The sequence below is a fragment of the Clostridium psychrophilum genome (assembly GCF_018861705.1).
Lineage (GTDB): Bacteria > Bacillota > Clostridia > Clostridiales > Clostridiaceae > Clostridium_AD > Clostridium_AD psychrophilum.
On record NZ_JAHLEC010000009.1, the window covers coordinates 38,665 to 59,891 of the forward strand.

Genomic DNA, 21,227 nt, shown 5'->3' on the forward strand with positions numbered 1-21,227 from the left:
CTATAAGGTAACTTTTATTCTAAATTGACAATTAAAAATATGAATATTAAATTTATATACATTAAAGCCCATAAATAATTATATATAGCATATATTCTATATATTTTGCAGTATCAATAATTTAATATTTGTAAATGATAATAACATATTATTAAATAGGAGGTCTTTTAATATGCGTGAAGGATTAATTCCAACTTTGTTAGGTACAGTTGTAACTGCTGCTGGAGCATCATTTTCAAAAAATGACATAAAAAAGAATAACATGCTCCCTATGATTGAAGCAGGTGTTATTGGATTTGGACTCGCTCACATTGTGCTAGGAGCAATCGATCTTGTTGAGCACAAAAAATAGTTTGCTTTACTATCTTTATACTAAAAGCTAAAAAATATTTTAAGCTTTTAGAAAAACAATCTAGAACAGAAAAGCTGATTAGAATTTTTTTTCTAATCAGCTTTTTTTGTATTTAAAATTTATTCTTTTGAAACTTTATCTACTACTATTAAAACATCTTTTAAAAAAGTTCTACATATTAACGGTGCTTTTTACCTTAACCTTTTTCGCTGCAATTAAGAATATTACCATTGCTACAATTGCTGCTATAATACCTGCTGGATATGAAATACTTTGGGAAAGTTGAAAACCCTCTGGAGCAATTAAAATATATGAGGTACATACAGCGGTCATAAATGTAGCAGGCACAGTTGCAATCCAGTGTTTTTTGCCTATGCTTACCATATACATTCCTGCTGTCCATAACACTATAGTAGCTAAAGTCTGGTTAGACCATCCAAAATATCTCCATATTATTGCAAAATCTAATTTAGCTATTATAAATCCTACAACAAATAATGGAACACTAATTAGAAGTCTATTTTTGATAGGGCTTTGATTAAATTTAAATACATCAGCTATTGTTATTCTAGCACTTCTAAATGCTGTGTCGCCAGAAGTTATAGGACAAGCTACAACTCCAAGTATAGCTAGTATTCCGCCTACTTTACCAAGTAGACCAATTGAAGATTCATTTACTACCCATGCTGCTGTATGACCTGGTATTGCCATTGTCGCATTTAACTGAGGCACTCCACCAAAGAAACTCATTGCTACAGCTGCCCAAATTAGTGCAACTATTCCTTCTACTATCATCGCACCATAAAATATTTTTTTGCCTTGCTTTTCACTAGATATACACCTTGCCATTAAGGGTGATTGAGTCGCATGAAAACCTGAAATAGCCCCACAAGCAATAGTTATAAATAACATAGGAAATAATGGATTTTTACCGGGATTTGAATGCATATTAACTAAATTAGATATTGTTACTTCTGGAATAGGTACCCTTTCAAAAATCATGGCAAAAGCAAGACCAACTGCCATAAATAATAAACAAAAACCGAATATTGGGTATATTTTTCCGATAAGCTTATCTATTGGGATCATCGTTGCTAAAATATAATATGCGAATATTATATAAATTAGTGTTTGAAAATTCATTCCTGTTAACCCTTTTAAAATACCTGCTGGTCCAGTTACGAAAACCACTCCTACGAGTACTAAAAGTATAACTGAAAATACCCTCATAAAGTTTTGAAAACCTTTTCCAAGATATTTTCCTACAACCTCAGGTATACTTGCACCATCATGTCTTACTGATAACATACCTGAAAAATAATCATGGACTCCACCTGCAAAGATACAGCCAAATACAATCCACAAAAATGCTGCTGGTCCCCACATTGCACCTGCAATTGCACCAAATATAGGCCCAAGTCCTGCAATGTTAAGAAATTGGATTAAAAAAATCTTCCAACCAGGCATCTCAACAAAATCTACACCATCCGCAAGCCTAACAGCTGGAGTTTTAATTTTTTCATCTGCCCCAAATGCTTTTTCCACAATTGTACCATAAATAAAATAACCTGCTATAAGAGCTATAATTGCTAAAATAAATGATACCATTTTAACCCCTCCTAAATAATTTATTAGTTAAATTAATTTATTATTTATTAACTAAATTATACTACAATTTTAGTAGTTTGAATACGGTTTCATACATAGAAAAGCAAAAATCACACGAAATATTTTTATATACCCATTATTTTTTTAAACTCAATTATAATTGTTTCTGCTTACAGGTATATCTATCTTCTCCTCTAACATCTTTAGCATAAATGTATTGTTAAATAATAGAATTATCTCCATTGTTTTATCAGCATTTATAATATATGATCTATTACTTCTAAAAAATATTCTTTCGAAAGCCTTTTGTTGAAAACTCATAAGAAAATATATACTTTTTACAATGTTTAAAGCACGTTAAAATGGGTGCGCCAATAAAAGTATTAAACTCATTTCTAAAACTTCTATTATAAGAACACCGATTAGTCCATAAATCCACTTACTATTTTCATTTGATTTCTTGTATATCATACTTGCCACTATTCCTGATATAATCAGGGTTAATCTTCTTAAAGTTTCCTATACTGAAAACTAAAAAACAATAGCAATAACATAGCTTAAATTATTGGTAAAACTGCTCATAAGTTCAATCATACATATTAACTCCATTTCGCTTAAGGCATGTACCTAAAAATGTTTTATAAACAATATATACGCCATTCTACAATATATAAAGATATAAAATTTATGTTATAATTAATATAATATTACAATTAGCAAATTAATATCATTGGTTCACTGTAAGTTTTCTTCGCATATTAATTGTTTTGTACTATAAAAATTTACAGTGAGCATAACAATTTGTAATTATTATTTGCTACAGAAATCTACAGGAGGGTCCTTTAATGAGAATGATTTTTTTTGATACAGAAACTACTGGCATAAGACCAGGTAGCATATGTCAGCTCAGTTATATACTTGTTGATACTGATTATAAGCCTACAAAAACTATAGGTAACAATATATTCTTTACAGTTGATTATATAGAACCATCAGCACAAGACGTGCATGGTTTTAGTGTGGAAGCTTTATCTGATTTAAGCAATGGCAAAACATTTGAAGATTCTTACAAAGATTTTATTGATGATTTTACAACGGCAGATATACTTATAGGCCACAATGTTAATTTTGATATAAAATTTTTAACTCATGAGCTTGAAAATTGTGGACACAGTTTAACCCCTAAACATATATTTTGCACTATGAAATATTATAAAGATATTTGTAAACTTCAAACTGCACGTGGAGGTCATAAAAATCCAAAATTATCAGAAGCCATTAAATTTCTTAATTTAAATGAAACTCAAATAAATGTAAAAAGCAACGAGTATTTTGGAGATACGTCAAATTTTCATGATGCCAGATTTGATACTACTGCAACATATTTGCTAGTAACAGAAGGCATTAAAAAAGGTTTTATTCCAAAACATTATTTTTCAAAAATTGCGGAATAATTCATTTTATTATATTCTGATATTGCAGAAATTATACAAAATCACTTTCGAACATGTTTAATGTATACATATACCTTATAAAAAGTAATTACCTATATTTAAGAATGTATTGTATTATTTACAATATAATACAATACATTTATTTAATTATACTAATACTTTAATAAATTAGTTGTTACTATTTAAGAAGTTTTTCGAACCTACTCCACACCTTACTATCAGCCTTTTTTATATTTATAATTTTAAATTTTTCATTAACAAAAGCATGTGTAGTACTCCCCCTCGCCAAAATTTTTCCATCGCATTCTCTTACTGCATTATAATTAAATATTACCTTGGCACCATTTAATTCTTTTATAAAAGTCTGAATTATAATTTTGTCTTCATTTTTTGCACCTTCTATGTACTTGCAAGAGCTTTCAACTACTGGTAACATAATGTTATTTTGTTCCATTTCTTTATATGTCATCCCTATCGCTGTTATATATTCAGTCCTGCCTACTTCAAACCAAACATAATAATTTGAATGATGTACAATTCCCATTTTATCTGTTTCAACATATCTTACTTTTAGCTTTGTTTCATTGATATACATGTTCATTTCTCCATTCTACATTTATAATAGTCTTAGATTGTTAAAATTCATAAATAATACCATCACAAAATATTCTTTTAATAACTCTATTATCTATATATATTTGAATTGTATCACCTTTTTTTAGATATAATTCAACTGGTAAATCAAGGTCACTAATAAAGTTACCTGATTTTATTTTTAATTTTGTCCTATGAAAGTGAGTCCTACCAACCAAATCCTCAATATTTGCACCTAGGAGCAATCCTTGTCCTGAGAGCATACTATCAATTTGTATTCTTGGATACTCAGTAATCATTGCGACCATAGGAATATCATTTCCTATTTTATCAGTGTTAATAAATTCTATCTCTTCATCTATAATAATAGAATCATTTTCAATAACTGCCTTGCTAATATCCACCAAGAAATAAGATCTGATTTGTGAATTTTCTATTTTTTTATAATGAAAATTATCCTCATCTCTTAATATTCTAAGATATACCAGTTTTAACAATTCCTCAGGAGAATTATTTTTATATTTGCCAAGTTCTTTTGTTATTATATTATCTATACTTTTATGTAGTCTTGGCTCATTAATTTTCCCTAACATACTTTTACAACCTAAAAAACTAGCTAGTTCAGATTTAACTTTATTTATATTAAAATCCTTATCGTTTAATTTAACATCTGTATTGGCTGCCATAAATACATTCGTATATTGTGGATATGCACATTGAATAAATCCTAAAAACTTTTTATTTCTATCATAAACATTAAAAGGCATATTATACCACTTCCTTATTTCGTATTTTAGCTTAATCATTAAAATTTATTTTATTACATATTATATATTATACATTATCTATGAATTTTTGGAAATAAAAAGCCTATAAAACCGAAGCCTTATAGGTTATACTTTACTTGTTTATTTTATCTTCTAAATGAAGAGTTGTCATTTTGTTGTTTTCTTGCCTTTCTACAATCGGCACATCTTTGTGGTTCGTTTTCGTATCCTTTTTCTTTGTAAAAAGCTTGTTCACCTTCAGTGAATACAAACTCTTTCCCACAGTCTTTACAAACTAACTTTTTATCTTCCATTTTCCATTTCTCCTTTCGATTAGAAATATATATTTAAATTTATTTTCATTATAACTATTAAAATGCAAAATTACCATTTTTCAATATGATTACTTCTTTTCCATCTGCTGTAATACCTGTTATTTTCAAGTCTTCTGTACCAACCATAAAATCTTCATGCATAAATGAATCATTAACTCCTAATTTTGAAAGTTCATCATCACTTAAATTTTCACCATTTTCTATACATACCGGATATGCTTTTCCAATGGCTAGATGACATGATGCATTTTCATCGAAAAGTGTATTGTAAAACAATATATTTGAATTTGATATTGGAGAATTATATGGAACTAAAGCCACCTCACCAAGATAATAAGATCCCTCATCAGTTTCAATTATGCTCTTTAAAATATCATAACCTACATCTGCTTTACAATCCACAATTCTCCCTTTCTTAAAAGTAAGAGAAAAATTTTCGATTAAATTTCCATTATAGTTTAATGGTTTTGAGCTAAAAACAATTCCATTAACTCCATCCTTTTTAGGAAGTGTATAAACTTCTTCAGTAGGAATATTAGCCATAAATTCTATACCTTCTGGTGTATAATCTGATCCCCCAAGCCATATATGATCTTTAGGAAGCTCAATTTTAAGATTTGTACCCAACGAATTTTTATATTCTAAGTATTTAAAGTTATTAGAGTTTAAAAAATCCATACTAGTCTTTAAATTGTTTTTGTGTATTTCCCATGATGCAACAGGATCATCAGTATCAACTCTTACAGTTTTAAATATAGCATTCCAAAGTTTTTCCATTGCTTCATTCTCTGATGATTTTGGGAAAACTTTTTTTGCCCATGATTTAGTAGGAATTGATGCTATACACCAAACATTTTTATTGCTCATAAGTCTATCTCTATATTCCTTTATTGCAACACTAGCAGCTTTATTAGCTTTAGACATTCTAACTGGATTAACGTCCTTCATAAGTTCAGGGTCAGATGCTGAAATACTTAAAAAAGCGGATCCCATTCGTGCATTCGATAAATAAAATTCTTTCTGCCACTCTGGATATTCTTCAAAAACCTCTTCAGGCGCATTCATATATTTAATTTTTGAAGATAATTCATCTCTCCAATTAATAATTACATCCCTAGCTCCTTCTTTATATGCAATTTTAGTAACAATTCTAGTAAAATAGGCACATTCTATAGGAGAATTAATTACAAGTGTTTGATTCTTTTGAATATTAATTCCTATCTTTATTAATAAAAGAGCATATTTATCTAATAATTTATTATTCATAATTTAGCTTTAGCGAGTGAGTATATCACAACTATTATCCACATTCACTAAATGCTCACTTCCTTTCACAATTTAGATAATACATTAACCTATCTATAGTTTATTATGCATATCATTTAAGGAAATTATACCATAAAAATCTATGTATGAATATTTTTCTTCAATATAATTACTTTTTTTGTAAATCATGTTGTTATAATTTAATTTTATTTAACTGGTAACAACTACTTACTACTTCTGCATTATGTGTACTAATATTATTTTTTCTATTTTAAAATATCTCTAGATTTAGCTCTACCACCATGTAATCTTGAAAATGTTAACACAGCCCCAATTAAACAAATAATTGCAGCAGTTATGTATACAGTTCTCATACCGTAAATAAATGCATCATTTCGTCCTACTATATAATTAGTTACTCGATGCCCAATTTTATAGCTCATCCGATTATACAAAAGAGCAGTTGATAAAGCTATTCCACATACCATTCCAAGATTTCTTACAAGCCCATTAATGCTTCCTGCAATACCTAACTTATCCTTTGGTACTGTTGACATTACTAGAGAATTATTAGGTGATTGAAATAAACCATTTCCAACGGACATAACCGCTATAAAAAACACCATACTTAAAAGACTAGTTTGCTCATTTAAAGTAGACATTAATAGTAATCCAATTCCTGTAACCACAAGACCTATAAACGTTAAGATTTCTGATCCAATTTTATCTGACAAATATCCACTAGTTGGTGCCACTACAGCCAAAACCAAAGGGGATATCATAAGTATTAGCCCAGTAAAAGAGGGTGAATACCTAAGTACGTCCTGAAGATAAAAAGGTTGTATAATTACTGAACAAAATATCGATACAAAAGATATAAACGCGCAAAATATAGAGAGTGAAAATAATTTATTTTCAAAAATCTCTAACTGCAGTAAAGGATTTTTGCGTTTCTTTTCCACAATGATAAATGCAATAAAAGAAACAATCGCTATCAAAAATGCCACTAAAATTATAGGATGAGTAAATCCAATTTCTTGTCCCTTTCCTATAGCTACAAATAGGGGAACTATAGCAAATGCAAACAACGCTGCACCAAGTCCATCCAATTTTACTTTTTCTGTTTTGTGAGCTTTTGGCAGTATCTTTATTCCATAAAATAAAGTTATTATGCCTATTGGAACATTTATTAAGAATATATATTCCCAGCTGCTGGCATCCACTATAAATCCTCCAAGTGCTGGTCCTACCATTGCTCCTAAAGCCACGAATGTACCTACAATTCCCAGTGCCCTTCCTCTTTCTTTTGCTGGAAACACTCCAGTGATAATTCCTTGATTATTTGCCATAGTAGCTGCCGCTCCTATTGCCTGCACTACTCTAGCTATAACCAAAATTGGAAGTGAACTCGTTATTCCACAAAATAACGAACCCATTGTAAATATACCTATTCCAAACTTAAACACTTTTGTTTTGCCAAGCATATCACCTAATCTACCAAAAATTAATATAGCTGCTGAAATAACAATTAAATAACTTGTTACTACCAATTGGATACCCGCCGATGATACGTTCAATGCCTTAGCCATTACAGGTAAAGCTACATTTACAACACTACTATCTAACGTACACATAAAAGTTACCATTACTACAATAAATAGAATTACCCATCTATTTTTAAAATTACTATCTTTTACTGACTCCATTAATATTCTCCTTTTATGATTATGTATTTATTTTTTTTATATTACTTAAAATTTTATTCAATGAATCTATTGTGATAACTTTCTCATTATAGTCTAAGTCTTCAGTTATTAGGGTAGACAATTTATGAATTTGATTAAGAACTTTTGGGATTATAGCCTTAGCCTTTTCTGTTAAATATAACTTATAAGCTCTGCAATCAGTTTCATCTTTATTCTTATCTAAGTATCCAAGTTTTATAAGCTTTGTTATCGTCCTTGCTGACATTGCCTTATCGCAGCCTATTTCTTCGCTTATTTTATTTTGACTAATGCCCTCATTTCCCCTTAATATAAGTAAGTATGGATAACAACCACTACTTAATTGATACTCTTTTAGCACCTTATCCAAATAAATCTGAGTAGCTCTGAAAATTTTACTATTAAGCTTAATCAGATACATTATATCTTCCTTCAATATTCAACACCGCCTTTTTTAACCTTCCATACCACTTTTTTAGTTGATTTGTCAACCTTTATTAGTATAAATATATTTTGTTGACTTGTCAACTATTAATTTCTATATATAAATACAACTTCTACACACATAAAAATCATTTAGTAACTATTCTAAATTTGAAAAATCAGTAACATAAAATAAAGTTCATCATAATAATATAATGAATAAAACTTATATAAGGAGATTATCATGAAAAATTATTCAATGAATGCAATGAGATGTAAATATATGAGATCAGTAGGTCCTAATATAAAGATGATGCCTATGGATAAAATGCCATCAGTAGATCCTATGATGCAAATGAAGCCCATGGATAATATGGCACATGCTCAAATGAAACATATCGATAATATGCCACCAATTGATCCTATGATGCAAATGATATCTATGCGTCAAATGATGCAAATGCATCCTGCCATGTATATGATACAAATGAATCAGATGATGACTATGATGCAAATGATGACAATTAATCCTATGTTGCAAATAAGTCCTGTAATATACATGATGCAAATGAATCAGATGATGGCTATGAGTCAAATGATGATAATGAATCCTATGAGTTCGATGAAACCTATGGCAAACAGAGACAATGAAGAATAGTAATTTCTACTTAATGTTCTAAAACTTACATTTTTATATAACCCAATGTTATGAATAAAAATACATTGGGTTGTTTCTATTACTTCTATCTATTTAACATTATGTAATTATGTGCTTAAACCCTAATGTTGTTTTATATTTGCTTTCGACCATTTTAATGTCATATTATTATAAATAATGCCTATTATCATTAATATATTTAATAAGGTTCAAGTATGTAACACATAGTACTGTTTTAATGACTTTTCTTTCTAATATAAGCTTTATTAGTTCATTAATCCTACTATTTATTTTGCTATGATATACTTATATAAATATGTATATCGAATAAGGAGTGTATAAAATGTGTGAAAAATCAAAGATGCTAAGTGGTGAAATATATAATGCCTATGATAAAGATTTAGTACTCTTAAGAAATAAAGCTAGGCATCTTACAAAGTTATATAATAATTCCGACCCCGAAGAAACTACGCAGAGAATAAATATTCTAAAAAAACTATTTGGAAAAATAGGTGGAAATTTTGAAATAGAACCTCCCTTTAATTGTGATTATGGAACAAATATAGAGATTGGTGAAAACTTTTATGCCAATTTTAATTTTTTAATACTAGATGATGGCCTCGTTAAAATTGGAGATGATGCATTATTTGCTCCTAATGTATCTATATTTACTGCAACTCACCTAGTTGATCCAACGTTAAGACCTAAAAACGCTGATTATACAAAGGCTGTTACAATAGGAAATAATGTATGGGTTGGTGGAGGAGCTATAATAAACCCTGGAGTATCTATTGGTGATAATAGCGTAATCGGTTCTGGTAGCGTAGTAACAAAGGATATTCCAGCTAATGTTGTTGCTGTAGGAAACCCTTGTAGAATATTAAAATACATTAATAAATAACATTAAATATTGAAATATACATAATTAAATAACTAGAAAAATAGATGAGGCAAATTACTGAGAAATATATTTCAGTAATTTGCCTCATCTTGATTTTAGATCACTCAACTGGATGATTATATATCATTCGATCATATACATGGTTAAACCCCATTTTACGATACAGGCTTTTAGCCCTCTTATTATCAAGGTCTACGTGAAGAGACAAATTACCATCTGTTAATTCAATAGCACGTCCAATTAGTTCAGATGCAACACCGCGTCCCTTATTACCTGGTTTAACGCCAATATAAGCTAAATGATATGTAGGAATAAATCTTTCAAATCCCATATTGACGATAATACAAATACCTTGTTCTTCCCCATTTCTCTTGGCTATTAACAAAAATCCTTCTTTCATAGCCTTTTCTATAGCATCTACTGTTTCTCCAACTGAATCATTATAATCAGATAACCAAGAACGAGTCATCTCAAGTAAATCCTCTTTGTTTTTATCATTAAAACTTTTAATTTCGCATACTTCAATTTCGCTTCTTCCATTATTTAAAATAATCAGATGTTTTCCGTTTTTCAAAAGTCCACTCTGAGCCTTTTGAATAAATGCTGCCATTGCATAGGATTCATCTTTTGAAACTATGACACCCTCAAGTTCACGTAGCATAGCAGATGCTTTTTTTAAATCTTCTTCTTCAATACCAATCATTTCAACACGTGTCTCTAAAATAATTTTCATTATTATCTTTACGATTTCTGTGTGTTTATCTGGTAAATAATCATCTTTTTTTTCTGTTATATTCTTATCATTTTCATCTTGGTCAATGTGCATCTTTTTAGCATATTCATCCAAGACATCTTGCCACAATGGTCTAGAACCACATAACAATTGGGGTAATTCGCTTAATTCTTCTTCTACCCAACTTTTCATAAGCCCACTATAAATACTTGATAGTGTATACCCATACCCTAACTGAAGAGTAATGGTATCAACTTTATAATCCATTCGCTTCAAACATTCGGTAGTCATGTCCTCGAGTACCAAGTGGCTTATTATATTATTTAAATTCCACTCACACATTAAATACATGTTATTTTCCTCTGCTATATCTCTTAATTGCAAACGTGAAAACGTATTTTTTTTATCTCTTAAATCCATTAAAATATCTTTGTTTAAACGTGATAATTTCCATTTTTCTTGTTTAAATAATGGAACCCTTACTTCCAATTCATTTAGTTTTGCAAATAACATTACCGATTTTATGTAACATTTGGAACCATCAACTAGAATTTTTGAAAATCCATTAGTAATAGCATCTCTTACTAATACCTCTGCAATACGATCATATTTATGTCCTGATGGATTAGCTCCTTCAAGCTTTAAATATATTTCTTCAATACCTAATGCTTTTTCCATTTTTCTTGCTCTCATTAATGGCGTTCTTCCACTTTTTCGCATAATATCTCCTTCCATACTTAATGTAATTAAATAAAAAAACATTCTAACTTCTTTTAAACCTTTAAAGTTAGAATGCCCATTTTGCTAAGATATAATTGTCTATACTATATCATTTTTGGTTTAATTCTGCAAATATTGATTATGCCACTACATATGAACTAACTAAAACTAATCTCATTCAAAACAAAACTATTGAATTTTTTGTCGATTGTTATTATAATGATAATGTTATCATAAAATAAAATAAAACATATTTAACATCTAACATTGAAAGGAGAAAACATGTCAAAAAAAATAAAACATACTAAGAAATTAACACTTGTATCATTAGTTTTAATGATTTTTACTTCAGTTTACGGATTTAATAACATGCCTAGATCATTTTATATAATGGGGTATGCCGCTATTCCATGGTATATTCTGTCAGGACTGGCATTCTTTGTTCCTTTTGCTTTCATGATGGCTGAGTTTGGTACTGCTTTTAGGAATGAAAAAGGTGGAATATACTCATGGATGTCAAAATCAGTAGGTCCTAAATTTGCTTTTATGGCAACGTTCATGTGGTATTCATCTTATGTAGTCTGGATGGTTAATGTTGCTTCAGGAGTTTGGATTCCAATATCAAATGCGCTATTTGGTAAAGATACAACACAAAGTTGGGCTTTATTTGGTATGACTGGATTAACCGGTCCTAAAACTCTAGGCATACTTGCAGTCCTTTGGATAATATTTGTTACGGTTATGTCAACTAAAGGGTTAGAGAGCATTAAGAAATTTACTTCTGTAGGTGGAACTGCAGTTGTAGCGGCAAACGTACTTCTATTTGTTGGAGCTATACTGGTACTTATAGGTAATCATGGACAATTAGCTCAGCCAGTAGTTGGATTAAGCTCATTTACGCAATCACCAGATCCCGCTGCTAGTGGAAGTATGGTTTCAGCATTTGCATTCATAGTATTTGCTATATTTGCTTATGGTGGAATAGAAGTTGTTGGAGGCCTAGTTGATGAAACAGAAAATCCAGAAAAGACATTCCCTAAGGGAATAGTTCTTTCAGCAGCAGTTATCTCAATTGGATATTCACTTGGTATATTTCTAGTTGGTGTGTTTACTAACTGGGCATCTGTTATGAATATCAAATCTGTTAATTTAGGTAATGCTAGTTATGTAGTCATGGGTAATCTAGGATATGCTCTTGGTGATGCATTCGGTGCTAGTCAAGCAACAAGTATAGCAATGTCACATGGAGTAGCTAGATTCTTTGGATTTTCAATGTTCTTAACTCTAACAGGTGCATTTTTCGCATTAATGTTTTCCCCATTAAAACAAATAATTGAAGGTACTCCGCCTAAATTATGGCCTGGTAAAATGGCAGAAATGAAAAACGGAATGCCTCAAAATGCTATGTGGGTTCAAGCTGCAGTTGTTTGTGTTATGATTGTTCTTATAGCCTTCGGTGGAAGTAGTATGAAAAAGTTCTTCGTAATATTGGTATCAATGACTAATGTGGCTATGACTATTCCATACATGTTTATAGCGTATGCTTTTATACCATTTAAGAAAAATAAAGATATTATTAAACCTTTTGAAATGTTTAAAACTTACAAAAGTGCTGTAGTATGGACAATCGTAGTTATATTCACTGTTGGATTTGCAAATTTCTTCTCAATTTTACAACCCGCACTTACAGGAGATATAAAAACAACCATTTGGAGTATAGCTGGGCCTGTATTCTTTGCATTAGTTGCATTTTTAATGTATAGATCTTATGAAAAAAAATGTGTAAAAAACTAATAAACCATAAAAGATGATTTCTACTTAGAAATCATCTTTTTTATATTTTAATAACTATTATCAGTTTATTTTATTAAATCAACAAACTCACCATCTACAATATTCTTTAATGTATTTGCATTTATTTCTATTTGATACCCTACTTTACCTGCGCTTACAATTATCTTATCTATTTCAAGTGCTGCTTTGTCAATATATGTTTTATACTTTTTTTTCATACCTATAGGGGAACATCCACCTCTAATATATCCCGTTTGCTTTTTAAGTTCCTTTAGATCTAACATTTCTACACTCTTCTCATTAGTTGCTTTAGATACTTTCTTAAAGTCTATTTCCTCTTTAACTGGAATAAGAATAACATAAATTTTTTTAGAATTTCCATGTGTTACTATCGTTTTATAAAGATATTTTTCCTCTCTCCCTATCTTCTTTGCCACAGATACTCCATCTACTTTATCATCTTTAACCTCATAAGTTATAACATCATACTCTATATTCATTTTATCTAAAATTCGCATAGCATTTGTTTTTATCATTATTTTTCCCCCGTTATCTTAATAATTTAAAGTATACCGTTAGCTTATAAACTATCTTTATTATATTCTCTTTCTGCGCCCTATGCACATAAATACAATTATGCACTGCACATTATATTAATGCACTTAAGTTTTATTTAACAATATTTTGGAAGCTTCAAGTCTGCCATCCTCTTCGAAGCTGTTGCAGCGACCCAGGAGATGATTTAATAACAAAAAAAAACTATCGAAATAAACTTCAACAGTTTTTTGTAAATAGGATTGAAAGTTAGCACTTTTAATTTAATATTAACTAACAATAATACTAATACTTTTAATAATTTCTTCCTCCAAGTAAATTTCCAATTAAAAGTATTCTAACTATGTCTCCAAGTCCACCTCCACCGTAAAACCGATATCCATATTGTCTCATATCATCATTATCCTCGTCCTTATGATTTTTTTTGTACTTGTCGCATATATCTTTACACATATTATCCATTTTATCTTTACTAGGACAATACATTCTTCCATGTTTTGCTACAATCATATCATAATGATGTTTAACCATTGGATAAATCCTGATATAAACCTTAGGATACATACTTTTTAAATCTTCATCATCTGACTCACCCATAGGCATATTCATCATAGACATATTAGCCATAGACATACACTCACCAAAGTTTTCACACTCTTTACAGCGATAATCGTACATAAGTACCTCCAAAATAATATTTATATTATATATTACTCCACTATCCCTGCTTTGTTACTATAACACATATTATCCTCTTAAAATATAATTTACTATCTAAACATTTTTCCAAATAAAATAACCTAGGCAAATGATATAATGCCTAGGTTATCTCCATGATATGATTAATATTATGCTACTATATCTCGTTTTGTAAAACCTATATAAGAAATAGTATTAAAAATTATAAAATAAACTATCAATACAGTAATTGAGAATGTCATTGTCATACCCTTAACTAATGGCTCCCCGCTAATATATTGGTTTAAATTAGTGTTTGCAAACAAGATGTATTTTGACCAATCATATCTAGCAAGTACTACTGTTATTACATTCCCTACAGTTAAAAGAAAAACTCCAATTCCTATAGCCATTGCGCTATTATGAAAAACTGTAGAAATCATAAATGATAAAGTAACCATCATAAGCAAGTTTATAGACTCAAGGCCATAAAGCTGCACAATATGTGATACCATGTTAATTTCAGTGATTACTCCACTAGAATTAGTAAGCAATGGTGTACCTGCACCCTTGAAACTAAACAATATGCCTCCTAGAATAAATGATAGTGCTAATAGTACTAAAAGCATTAGAATAATATGTTCTATAACAGCAATATATTTTGAAAGCAGTATCTTCCAACGCTTTGAAGGTCTAATTAGTAATGGTTTAATTGTTCCCCCTGAGAACTCATTTGCTACTATTCCACCACCCATTACAATTGCAAAAAGGGCAATTAAAGATATAAAGTTACTTGCTATTCCTTCTACAAATCCCCATAATGAGTTGCTTTGTATAGGTTGAACATCATGTTTAAGACGATATTCATTAGTTTGTAATTGCTTAACAGCTGCATCCTTTTGTGTTTTTACTGTTTCTGGTTTAGCTATCATTTGCTTAATAAATTGATCTTCAGTAGTTATATCTGCTTTCCAATTACTAGCAGATGCTTGTGGAACCGCAAATCTAGTTACTAATCCTGCTACTACTATAAGGATAACCATTATTCCCATCATCACCCATGTGCTAGTATGATGCGCAAGTTTCATGTTTTCATTACGAACTAAATTTATTAAATTACGCAATTTCGTTACCCCCTGTCATTTCTAAAAATTTATTTTCTAAACTTTGTTGTACCTTACTAACGCTATAAATTTTAATTCCCTGACCTACAAGTTTTTCAACTAACTCAGGAATATTTTCTATAGACTCATTAATTTTAATTTCCTTATCATTTATCTGTGGTTTATATTTGCTATTAAGACTTTCTAAATATGTTTTTGCTTTTTCAATTGGTGTAACAATCAAAGATATAACTGAATCATCTACATCATCGAGCATTTCTCTCATATCCTGAATTCCAACTAATTTACCATTTTGTATTATTCCTACTCGATCACACATAAGCTCCATTTCTGAAAGCAAATGACTAGATACGATAACCGCAACATTTTCCTCTTTTGCAAGGGTTCTCAAATGAGTACGTAGTTCATGAATTCCAGCAGGGTCGAGTCCATTAGTAGGCTCATCAAGCACTAATAGTTTTGGAGAATTAATTAAGGCTTGTGCAACACCTAGCCTTTGCCTCATTCCTAAAGAATATGTCTTTATTTTATCATGTATCCTTTTTTCAAGACCAACAATTTTAATAACCTCATCAATACGTTCTTTCTTTATATATGGGTACATTCTCCAAAAATGAACTAGGTTTTGATATCCAGTTAAATATTTATATAAATCTGGATTTTCTATAATTCCACCCACCTTAGCAATTGCTTTTTCAAAATTTTTCTCAACATTATAACCATCAATGTATATTTCACCCTTAGTAATAGACATAAGTCCTAAAAGCATTTTAATAGTAGTGGTTTTACCAGCACCATTAGGTCCAAGAAAACCAAACACCTCACCAGAATGCACATCAAAAGTAAGATCATCTATTATAACTTTTTTTCCAATTTTCTTTGTAACATTCTTAATTTGTACTATATTTTTCACACCCATATTAAACCTCCTTATATGTATTTTAATTGTTCAGCCCTCAAAATGGCCATTGACATAAGGTATTATAACACTTGGTACTCCATACTTCAAACTAACATTTTTAGCATTAGGTGGTTGTAAAGCAATCTTAAAAGTCTACATTAATTACAAATATATTTTGCTTTTCAATTGATTTTCAAACATCAAAAAAACTACTGAAATATATATTAGCAGTTTCACGCAAAAGATTATAAATTTCTTTCTATCAACAAAATTTTAATCGACAATATACTCTATTTTTGTGTATAATATCGTATAAAAATATATTCGCATTATTGACAATATTCAGTAAAAGCATTATCATAGCTTTTAAACTATAAAGAATAAAAATATATATGAAAGAAGGTCTTGTTATGAGTGTTGAAAGTGTTAAAAAATTTTTTATTGATCACGGACTTGAAGATCCAGTGTTTAATCTTGAAGAATGTGGTGCTACTGTTGATCTTGCCGCTAAAACCCTCGGTGTTCAGCCAGCTTTAATCGCAAAAACATTATCATTTCGTCTTAAAGAGAGTAATATTTTAATTGTTACTAAAGGAGATGCAAGAATAGATAATAGGAAATACAAAGATTTCTTCAAAGTAAAAGCAAAAATGTTAGATCACGATGAAGTTGCAAAGATAACAGGGCATCCAGTAGGTGGAGTATGCCCATTTGGTTTGATAAAACCTATTTCAGTATATATAGATGTATCTCTTGAAAACTATGAATATGTTTATCCCGCAGCTGGTTCAGCATTTACAGCATTAAAAATCAGTCCTTCAAAAATGCAAGAGCTAACTAAAGCTGAATATATTAATGTTTGCAAATAAATCAAATTAGTATAAAATAATTAATATTCATAAAAGCCATTGACAATAACTTTTATGAGTAATATACTATGAACTAATAACTAAATACAACTTATCCAGAGCGGCAGAGGGACTGGCCCGATGATGCCCGACAACCAGCATTCTTTTATGAATGCAATGGTGTCAATTCCATCAGATTGTATAATCTGAAAGATAAGGACGATAGCATATTTTATTATACAATTTTATTGTTTATTAAAGTTAAACGTGCTGCTTTCCTTATAGGAAGGTCGCTTTTTTTTTACCTATATAAATGCATTATCACATTTTGTGACTGTTTCAGCAATAAACTATCAATATTTTTAATATTTTCCCCAAAATACAAAAATAGAATAAAAAGGAGATATTATTATGAGTGAGAGAAAATTAAGTTTTGAAACATTGCAGGTACATGCAGGACAAGTCCCTGATCCAACTACAGGTTCAAGAGCAGTTCCAATTTATCAAACATCATCTTTTGTATTTAAAAATGCAGATCATGCAGCAAATTTATTTCAGTTAAAGGAACCTGGAAATGTATATGCAAGGATAATGAACCCTACTACAGACGTTTTCGAGAAAAGAGTAGCTGCACTAGAAGGTGGCGTTGCTGGACTTGCTACAGCTTCAGGACTAGCTGCAATATTCTACGCAATACTCAATGTTGCAAGCTGTGGTGATGAAATAGTGACTGCAAGTACACTGTATGGTGGTACATATGAATTATTTAATGTTACACTTAGAAAACTTGGAATTAACGCAATATTTGTTGACCCAGATGATCCTGAAAACTTTAGAAAAGCTATAACTAGTAAAACAAAAGCACTTTATGGTGAAACAATAGGAAATCCAAAAATGAATGTTTTAGATATAGAAGCAGTAGCAAATATTGCCCACGAAAATAAAATACCACTTATTATTGACAGTACTTTTGCAACTCCTTTCCTATGCCGTCCAATTGAGTTTGGAGCAGATGTAGTTGTTCATTCAGCAACAAAGTTCATAGGTGGACATGGAACTACTATTGGTGGAATTATAGTCGATGGTGGTAAATTTGATTGGAGGGCAAGTGGCAAGTTCCCTGATTTTACTACACCAGACAAAAGCTATAATGGACTTGTATATGCCGATTTAGGTGCTCCAGCATTTGCTTTAAAGGCTAGAGTTCAATTACTTCGAAATACAGGGGCAACACTTAGTCCACAAAGTGCATTTTATTTTCTTCAGGGACTTGAATCATTGTCTTTAAGAGTTGAGAGGCATGTTTCAAACGCTAAAAAAGTTGTTGAATTTTTAAGCAAGCATCCAAGTGTTTCATGGGTTAATTATCCTGAACTCGAGTCAAGTAAATATAAAACTTTATCTAAAAAATATCTACCAAAAGGAGCTGGGTCAATATTCACTTTTGGAATTAAAGGTGGACTTGAAGCTGGGAAGAAATTTATTAACAGTGTAAAGTTATTCTCATTACTTGCAAATGTTGCGGATGCGAAGTCTCTTGTAATTCATCCATCAAGCACAACGCATGCAGAACTTAATGAAGAGGAGCAGAAAGCTGCTGGAGTTACTCCAGATTTAATAAGGCTCTCAATTGGTGTTGAAGGAATCGATGACATTATATATGATTTGAAACAAGCTCTAGAAAAAGCAGTTAAATAGTTACAAAGGAAGGATGATCTAAATGCCAATAAAAATACCAGACAATCTTCCAGCCTTTAAAACTTTAAATAAGGAAAATATTTTTACTATTACAGAGGACTGTGCATTTCACCAAGATATTCGTCCTTTAAAAATTATTATTTTAAACCTTATGCCTACAAAAATTGATACAGAGACGCAACTTCTAAGACTGCTTGGAAACTCTCCACTTCAAATTGATGTAGTGCTTCTTCACCCTAAAAGCCATGCTAGTAAAAATATATCTGAAGAACATTTAATTAAATTTTATAATACTTTTGATGAAATAAAAGATTTGAGATTTGATGGGATGATAATAACAGGGGCTCCAATTGAGAACCTTGCTTTTGAAGAAGTAGATTACTGGGAAGAACTTGAAGAAATTATGCAGTGGAGTGTACGAAATGTATACTCTACGTTGCATATTTGCTGGGGTGCTCAGGCAGGGCTTCATTACCATTACGGATTACAAAAACATAAATTAGATAACAAAATGTTTGGTGTGTTTAAACATAAAATAACAAAACAAAACACTAAGCTTTTAAGTGAATTTGATGATGAATTTTATGTTCCACATTCAAGGTTTACTGAAATAAGAAAATCTGATATTGATAAAATAAATGAACTTGAGATAATATCAGAATCTGATGAATCAGGAATTTACATTGTATCTGCAAAAAAAGGACGTCAAATTTTTGTAACTGGACATTCAGAATATGATCCATTAACGTTAAAAAAAGAATATGACAGAGATATAGCAAATGGAATAGATAGAAATGTTCCAAAAAATTATTATCCCAATGATGATCCAACTAAAACGCCTGTTGTAAAATGGCGAGGTCATGCAAGTTTGCTTTTCTCAAATTGGTTAAACTATTATGTATACCAAGAAACGCCTTACAATTTAATATATCTAGAATAGTATGTATAAAAACTACTGATAATATATTTATGTCAGTAGTTTTTATATATTGTATTTATTATCAATTAGTTTGTTTAATACCTTCTTCTGCTTCTATAAGTTGGATTGCGTGCCCATGCTAAAAATCAATAAAATATAAAGGCGCTTCCCATTTAATTAAGAAACCTCCTTTATAACTAAAATATTATTAAACTTCTTTAACTATCTCATCGTACCCTCTTCTATAAGCTCTTGGGTAAAGTGTATTACTCTCATCTAAGTGACCAAGTGAAATTAACATAACTACAGTCTTATTTTCATCAAGTTCAAATTCTTTTCGTACACCCTCGAAATCCATACCACTCATTGCATGAGAATCGACTCCAAGGCTCTTAGCCGCATACATTATAGACATAGCGAGTAATCCTGCATTACTTTCAGCAAACTTTAATTTGTTTTCATTAGATGTACCATATAACCCAGCTGCCATTCCTTGTGTACCTGCTAATTTTTCTTTATCTCCACCCATTAACTTTAACATGTCTTTCCATGTAGGGTTTGATGCTTCATATCCTGTTTTATTACCTACTATAATTAAAGTAACCGGAGCCTCTAGTATCTTAGGCTGAGCTGCAAATTTATGCAATCTTTCTTTTCCCTCTTTAGATTTTACTGCTATAATCTCCCAAGGTTGAAGATTAAATGCTGATGGTGCGAGTACTGCAAGGTTTATTATATCTTTAAGTAATGCATCATCTATCCCTTTATTAGTGTCAAAAAAATTAATTGCTCTTCTACTTTCATAAACTTCTCTTAAATTCATTTAAATACACTCCCCAATTTTCTTAAATTTTATTATTGTTTGTTAATAATTATTATTAACTACTTTATGTTATTATAATACTAGTTATACCTTACATATGTGAAGTAAATTTATATTATTCTACCTAACAATCTCATATATATAATATACAAAAGACATCATTCCATTATATACTAAATTTATATATTAATGACTATTATTTACTAATTGCTTTTCTAAATACAGTTTTAATTAATTATATCTGTCAACTGAATTTGAAAATGTCCCAAAAAGTTTTAATTATTAGCACCAGCAATAGCTGGTGCTTTATTACGTTTTTAACCTATTTTGGGGTATAGCAAACACATCTTAA

General features: G+C 30.2%; 23 protein-coding genes and 1 riboswitch. Of the genes, 8 read left to right on the plus strand and 15 right to left on the minus strand.

Annotation, left to right across the window (positions count from 1 at the left end; translation table 11 throughout):
- Positions 1–172 precede the first annotated feature (172 nt).
- Entirely contained in the window at positions 173–352 is a 180-nt protein-coding gene (locus tag KPL38_RS03660; RefSeq protein ID WP_216287185.1) for an asparagine synthase, read from the plus strand.
- A 171-nt stretch (positions 353–523) separates the two neighbouring features.
- Here KPL38_RS03660 and KPL38_RS03665 read toward each other — a convergent pair whose 3' ends face one another.
- The 3 genes from KPL38_RS03665 to KPL38_RS03675 all read right to left on the minus strand — a co-directional run bounded on the left by KPL38_RS03665 (position 524) and on the right by KPL38_RS03675 (position 2,458).
- Complete coding sequence (locus KPL38_RS03665) at positions 524–1,960, minus strand: carbon starvation CstA family protein (protein ID WP_216287187.1); 1,437 nt, start codon at positions 1,958–1,960, stop codon at positions 524–526.
- Positions 1,961–2,110: 150 nt separating this feature from the next.
- Positions 2,111–2,281: a LytTR family transcriptional regulator DNA-binding domain-containing protein gene (locus KPL38_RS20300; protein WP_216287189.1), complete on the minus strand. Its 171-nt coding sequence runs from the start codon at positions 2,279–2,281 to the stop codon at positions 2,111–2,113.
- Between the two features lie 36 nt (positions 2,282–2,317).
- Positions 2,318–2,458, minus strand: coding sequence for a LytS/YhcK type 5TM receptor domain-containing protein (locus KPL38_RS03675; RefSeq protein ID WP_281419320.1), 141 nt, complete (start codon positions 2,456–2,458; stop codon positions 2,318–2,320).
- Positions 2,459–2,805: 347 nt separating this feature from the next.
- On the opposite strand from KPL38_RS03675, the gene KPL38_RS03680 reads away from it, so the two are divergent.
- On the plus strand, positions 2,806–3,414 hold the full coding sequence (locus tag KPL38_RS03680; RefSeq protein ID WP_216287193.1) for a 3'-5' exonuclease: 609 nt from the start codon (positions 2,806–2,808) through the stop codon (positions 3,412–3,414).
- 178 nt (positions 3,415–3,592) lie between these two features.
- Here KPL38_RS03680 and KPL38_RS03685 read toward each other — a convergent pair whose 3' ends face one another.
- The 6 genes from KPL38_RS03685 to KPL38_RS03710 all read right to left on the minus strand — a co-directional run bounded on the left by KPL38_RS03685 (position 3,593) and on the right by KPL38_RS03710 (position 8,536).
- Positions 3,593–4,009 carry an acyl-CoA thioesterase gene (locus KPL38_RS03685; protein WP_216287195.1) on the minus strand — a complete coding sequence of 139 codons (417 nt, stop codon included), beginning with the start codon at positions 4,007–4,009 and terminating at the stop codon, positions 3,593–3,595.
- Between the two features lie 40 nt (positions 4,010–4,049).
- A complete protein-coding gene (locus tag KPL38_RS03690; RefSeq protein WP_216287197.1) occupies positions 4,050–4,775 on the minus strand; it encodes a hypothetical protein in 726 nt (241 codons plus the stop codon).
- A gap of 146 nt (positions 4,776–4,921) precedes the next feature.
- Complete coding sequence (locus tag KPL38_RS03695) at positions 4,922–5,089, minus strand: zinc-ribbon domain-containing protein (RefSeq protein ID WP_216287199.1); 168 nt, start codon at positions 5,087–5,089, stop codon at positions 4,922–4,924.
- 57 nt (positions 5,090–5,146) lie between these two features.
- Complete coding sequence (locus KPL38_RS03700) at positions 5,147–6,376, minus strand: aminopeptidase (RefSeq protein ID WP_216287201.1); 1,230 nt, start codon at positions 6,374–6,376, stop codon at positions 5,147–5,149.
- Between the two features lie 266 nt (positions 6,377–6,642).
- A complete protein-coding gene (locus tag KPL38_RS03705; RefSeq protein WP_216287203.1) occupies positions 6,643–8,082 on the minus strand; it encodes an MFS transporter in 1,440 nt (479 codons plus the stop codon).
- A gap of 19 nt (positions 8,083–8,101) precedes the next feature.
- Complete coding sequence (locus KPL38_RS03710) at positions 8,102–8,536, minus strand: MarR family winged helix-turn-helix transcriptional regulator (protein WP_246577797.1); 435 nt, start codon at positions 8,534–8,536, stop codon at positions 8,102–8,104.
- Positions 8,537–8,767: 231 nt separating this feature from the next.
- On the opposite strand from KPL38_RS03710, the gene KPL38_RS03715 reads away from it, so the two are divergent.
- Positions 8,768–9,181 carry a hypothetical protein gene (locus KPL38_RS03715; protein WP_216287205.1) on the plus strand — a complete coding sequence of 138 codons (414 nt, stop codon included), beginning with the start codon at positions 8,768–8,770 and terminating at the stop codon, positions 9,179–9,181.
- A 343-nt stretch (positions 9,182–9,524) separates the two neighbouring features.
- On the plus strand, positions 9,525–10,082 hold the full coding sequence (locus tag KPL38_RS03720; protein ID WP_216287207.1) for a sugar O-acetyltransferase: 558 nt from the start codon (positions 9,525–9,527) through the stop codon (positions 10,080–10,082).
- Positions 10,083–10,182: 100 nt separating this feature from the next.
- Here the strand turns inward: KPL38_RS03720 and KPL38_RS03725 are convergent, their stop codons facing one another.
- Positions 10,183–11,550, minus strand: coding sequence for a pyridoxal-phosphate dependent enzyme (locus KPL38_RS03725; protein ID WP_216287209.1), 1,368 nt, complete (start codon positions 11,548–11,550; stop codon positions 10,183–10,185).
- A gap of 267 nt (positions 11,551–11,817) precedes the next feature.
- On the opposite strand from KPL38_RS03725, the gene yjeM reads away from it, so the two are divergent.
- Positions 11,818–13,329, plus strand: coding sequence for a glutamate/gamma-aminobutyrate family transporter YjeM (yjeM, locus tag KPL38_RS03730; RefSeq protein ID WP_216287211.1), 1,512 nt, complete (start codon positions 11,818–11,820; stop codon positions 13,327–13,329).
- 65 nt (positions 13,330–13,394) lie between these two features.
- On the opposite strand, the gene ybaK is transcribed toward yjeM, so the two are convergent.
- From ybaK to KPL38_RS03750, 4 genes are all read right to left on the minus strand, one after another.
- Positions 13,395–13,865 (minus strand): Cys-tRNA(Pro) deacylase, encoded by a 471-nt coding sequence (ybaK, locus tag KPL38_RS03735; protein WP_216287218.1) that lies wholly within the window; start codon positions 13,863–13,865, stop codon positions 13,395–13,397.
- A gap of 313 nt (positions 13,866–14,178) precedes the next feature.
- Complete coding sequence (locus tag KPL38_RS03740) at positions 14,179–14,562, minus strand: hypothetical protein (RefSeq protein WP_216287220.1); 384 nt, start codon at positions 14,560–14,562, stop codon at positions 14,179–14,181.
- A 170-nt stretch (positions 14,563–14,732) separates the two neighbouring features.
- The gene (locus tag KPL38_RS03745) at positions 14,733–15,686 is read right to left on the minus strand and encodes an ABC transporter permease (protein WP_216287228.1); all 954 of its coding nucleotides are present in this window, start codon (positions 15,684–15,686) and stop codon (positions 14,733–14,735) included.
- Positions 15,679–16,605 (minus strand): ABC transporter ATP-binding protein, encoded by a 927-nt coding sequence (locus tag KPL38_RS03750; RefSeq protein WP_246577798.1) that lies wholly within the window; start codon positions 16,603–16,605, stop codon positions 15,679–15,681. Before KPL38_RS03750 ends, KPL38_RS03745 begins: the two co-directional genes overlap by 8 nt.
- 392 nt (positions 16,606–16,997) lie before the next feature.
- Between KPL38_RS03750 and KPL38_RS03755 the strand changes: the two genes are divergently transcribed.
- The 3 genes from KPL38_RS03755 to metA all read left to right on the plus strand — a co-directional run bounded on the left by KPL38_RS03755 (position 16,998) and on the right by metA (position 20,073).
- On the plus strand, positions 16,998–17,456 hold the full coding sequence (locus KPL38_RS03755) for a YbaK/EbsC family protein (protein ID WP_216287230.1): 459 nt from the start codon (positions 16,998–17,000) through the stop codon (positions 17,454–17,456).
- A gap of 88 nt (positions 17,457–17,544) precedes the next feature.
- A riboswitch (SAM riboswitch) is annotated at positions 17,545–17,655 on the plus strand.
- Between the two features lie 188 nt (positions 17,656–17,843).
- On the plus strand, positions 17,844–19,133 hold the full coding sequence (locus tag KPL38_RS03760) for an O-acetylhomoserine aminocarboxypropyltransferase/cysteine synthase family protein (protein ID WP_216287246.1): 1,290 nt from the start codon (positions 17,844–17,846) through the stop codon (positions 19,131–19,133).
- A gap of 22 nt (positions 19,134–19,155) precedes the next feature.
- On the plus strand, positions 19,156–20,073 hold the full coding sequence (metA, locus tag KPL38_RS03765; protein ID WP_216287232.1) for a homoserine O-acetyltransferase MetA: 918 nt from the start codon (positions 19,156–19,158) through the stop codon (positions 20,071–20,073).
- Positions 20,074–20,260: 187 nt separating this feature from the next.
- Here the strand turns inward: metA and KPL38_RS03770 are convergent, their stop codons facing one another.
- Complete coding sequence (locus tag KPL38_RS03770; RefSeq protein WP_216287234.1) at positions 20,261–20,875, minus strand: nitroreductase family protein; 615 nt, start codon at positions 20,873–20,875, stop codon at positions 20,261–20,263.
- Positions 20,876–21,227: the final 352 nt, after the last annotated feature.

What these genes read in the sequence shown, in the direction of transcription:
- KPL38_RS03660 (WP_216287185.1), top strand. Translation starts at nt 173, where the DNA reads ATGCGTGAAGGATTAATTCCAACTTTGTTAGGTACAGTTGTAACTGCT.
- KPL38_RS03665 (WP_216287187.1), bottom strand. Translation starts at nt 1,960, where the DNA reads ATGGTATCATTTATTTTAGCAATTATAGCTCTTATAGCAGGTTATTTT.
- KPL38_RS20300 (WP_216287189.1), bottom strand. Translation starts at nt 2,281, where the DNA reads ATGAGTTTTCAACAAAAGGCTTTCGAAAGAATATTTTTTAGAAGTAAT.
- KPL38_RS03680 (WP_216287193.1), top strand. Translation starts at nt 2,806, where the DNA reads ATGAGAATGATTTTTTTTGATACAGAAACTACTGGCATAAGACCAGGT.
- KPL38_RS03685 (WP_216287195.1), bottom strand. Translation starts at nt 4,009, where the DNA reads ATGTATATCAATGAAACAAAGCTAAAAGTAAGATATGTTGAAACAGAT.
- KPL38_RS03690 (WP_216287197.1), bottom strand. Translation starts at nt 4,775, where the DNA reads ATGCCTTTTAATGTTTATGATAGAAATAAAAAGTTTTTAGGATTTATT.
- KPL38_RS03695 (WP_216287199.1), bottom strand. Translation starts at nt 5,089, where the DNA reads ATGGAAGATAAAAAGTTAGTTTGTAAAGACTGTGGGAAAGAGTTTGTA.
- KPL38_RS03700 (WP_216287201.1), bottom strand. Translation starts at nt 6,376, where the DNA reads ATGAATAATAAATTATTAGATAAATATGCTCTTTTATTAATAAAGATA.
- KPL38_RS03705 (WP_216287203.1), bottom strand. Translation starts at nt 8,082, where the DNA reads ATGGAGTCAGTAAAAGATAGTAATTTTAAAAATAGATGGGTAATTCTA.
- KPL38_RS03715 (WP_216287205.1), top strand. Translation starts at nt 8,768, where the DNA reads ATGAAAAATTATTCAATGAATGCAATGAGATGTAAATATATGAGATCA.
- KPL38_RS03720 (WP_216287207.1), top strand. Translation starts at nt 9,525, where the DNA reads ATGTGTGAAAAATCAAAGATGCTAAGTGGTGAAATATATAATGCCTAT.
- KPL38_RS03725 (WP_216287209.1), bottom strand. Translation starts at nt 11,550, where the DNA reads ATGGAAGGAGATATTATGCGAAAAAGTGGAAGAACGCCATTAATGAGA.
- yjeM (WP_216287211.1), top strand. Translation starts at nt 11,818, where the DNA reads ATGTCAAAAAAAATAAAACATACTAAGAAATTAACACTTGTATCATTA.
- ybaK (WP_216287218.1), bottom strand. Translation starts at nt 13,865, where the DNA reads ATGATAAAAACAAATGCTATGCGAATTTTAGATAAAATGAATATAGAG.
- KPL38_RS03740 (WP_216287220.1), bottom strand. Translation starts at nt 14,562, where the DNA reads ATGTACGATTATCGCTGTAAAGAGTGTGAAAACTTTGGTGAGTGTATG.
- KPL38_RS03750 (WP_246577798.1), bottom strand. Translation starts at nt 16,605, where the DNA reads ATGGGTGTGAAAAATATAGTACAAATTAAGAATGTTACAAAGAAAATT.
- KPL38_RS03755 (WP_216287230.1), top strand. Translation starts at nt 16,998, where the DNA reads ATGAGTGTTGAAAGTGTTAAAAAATTTTTTATTGATCACGGACTTGAA.
- metA (WP_216287232.1), top strand. Translation starts at nt 19,156, where the DNA reads ATGCCAATAAAAATACCAGACAATCTTCCAGCCTTTAAAACTTTAAAT.
- KPL38_RS03770 (WP_216287234.1), bottom strand. Translation starts at nt 20,875, where the DNA reads ATGAATTTAAGAGAAGTTTATGAAAGTAGAAGAGCAATTAATTTTTTT.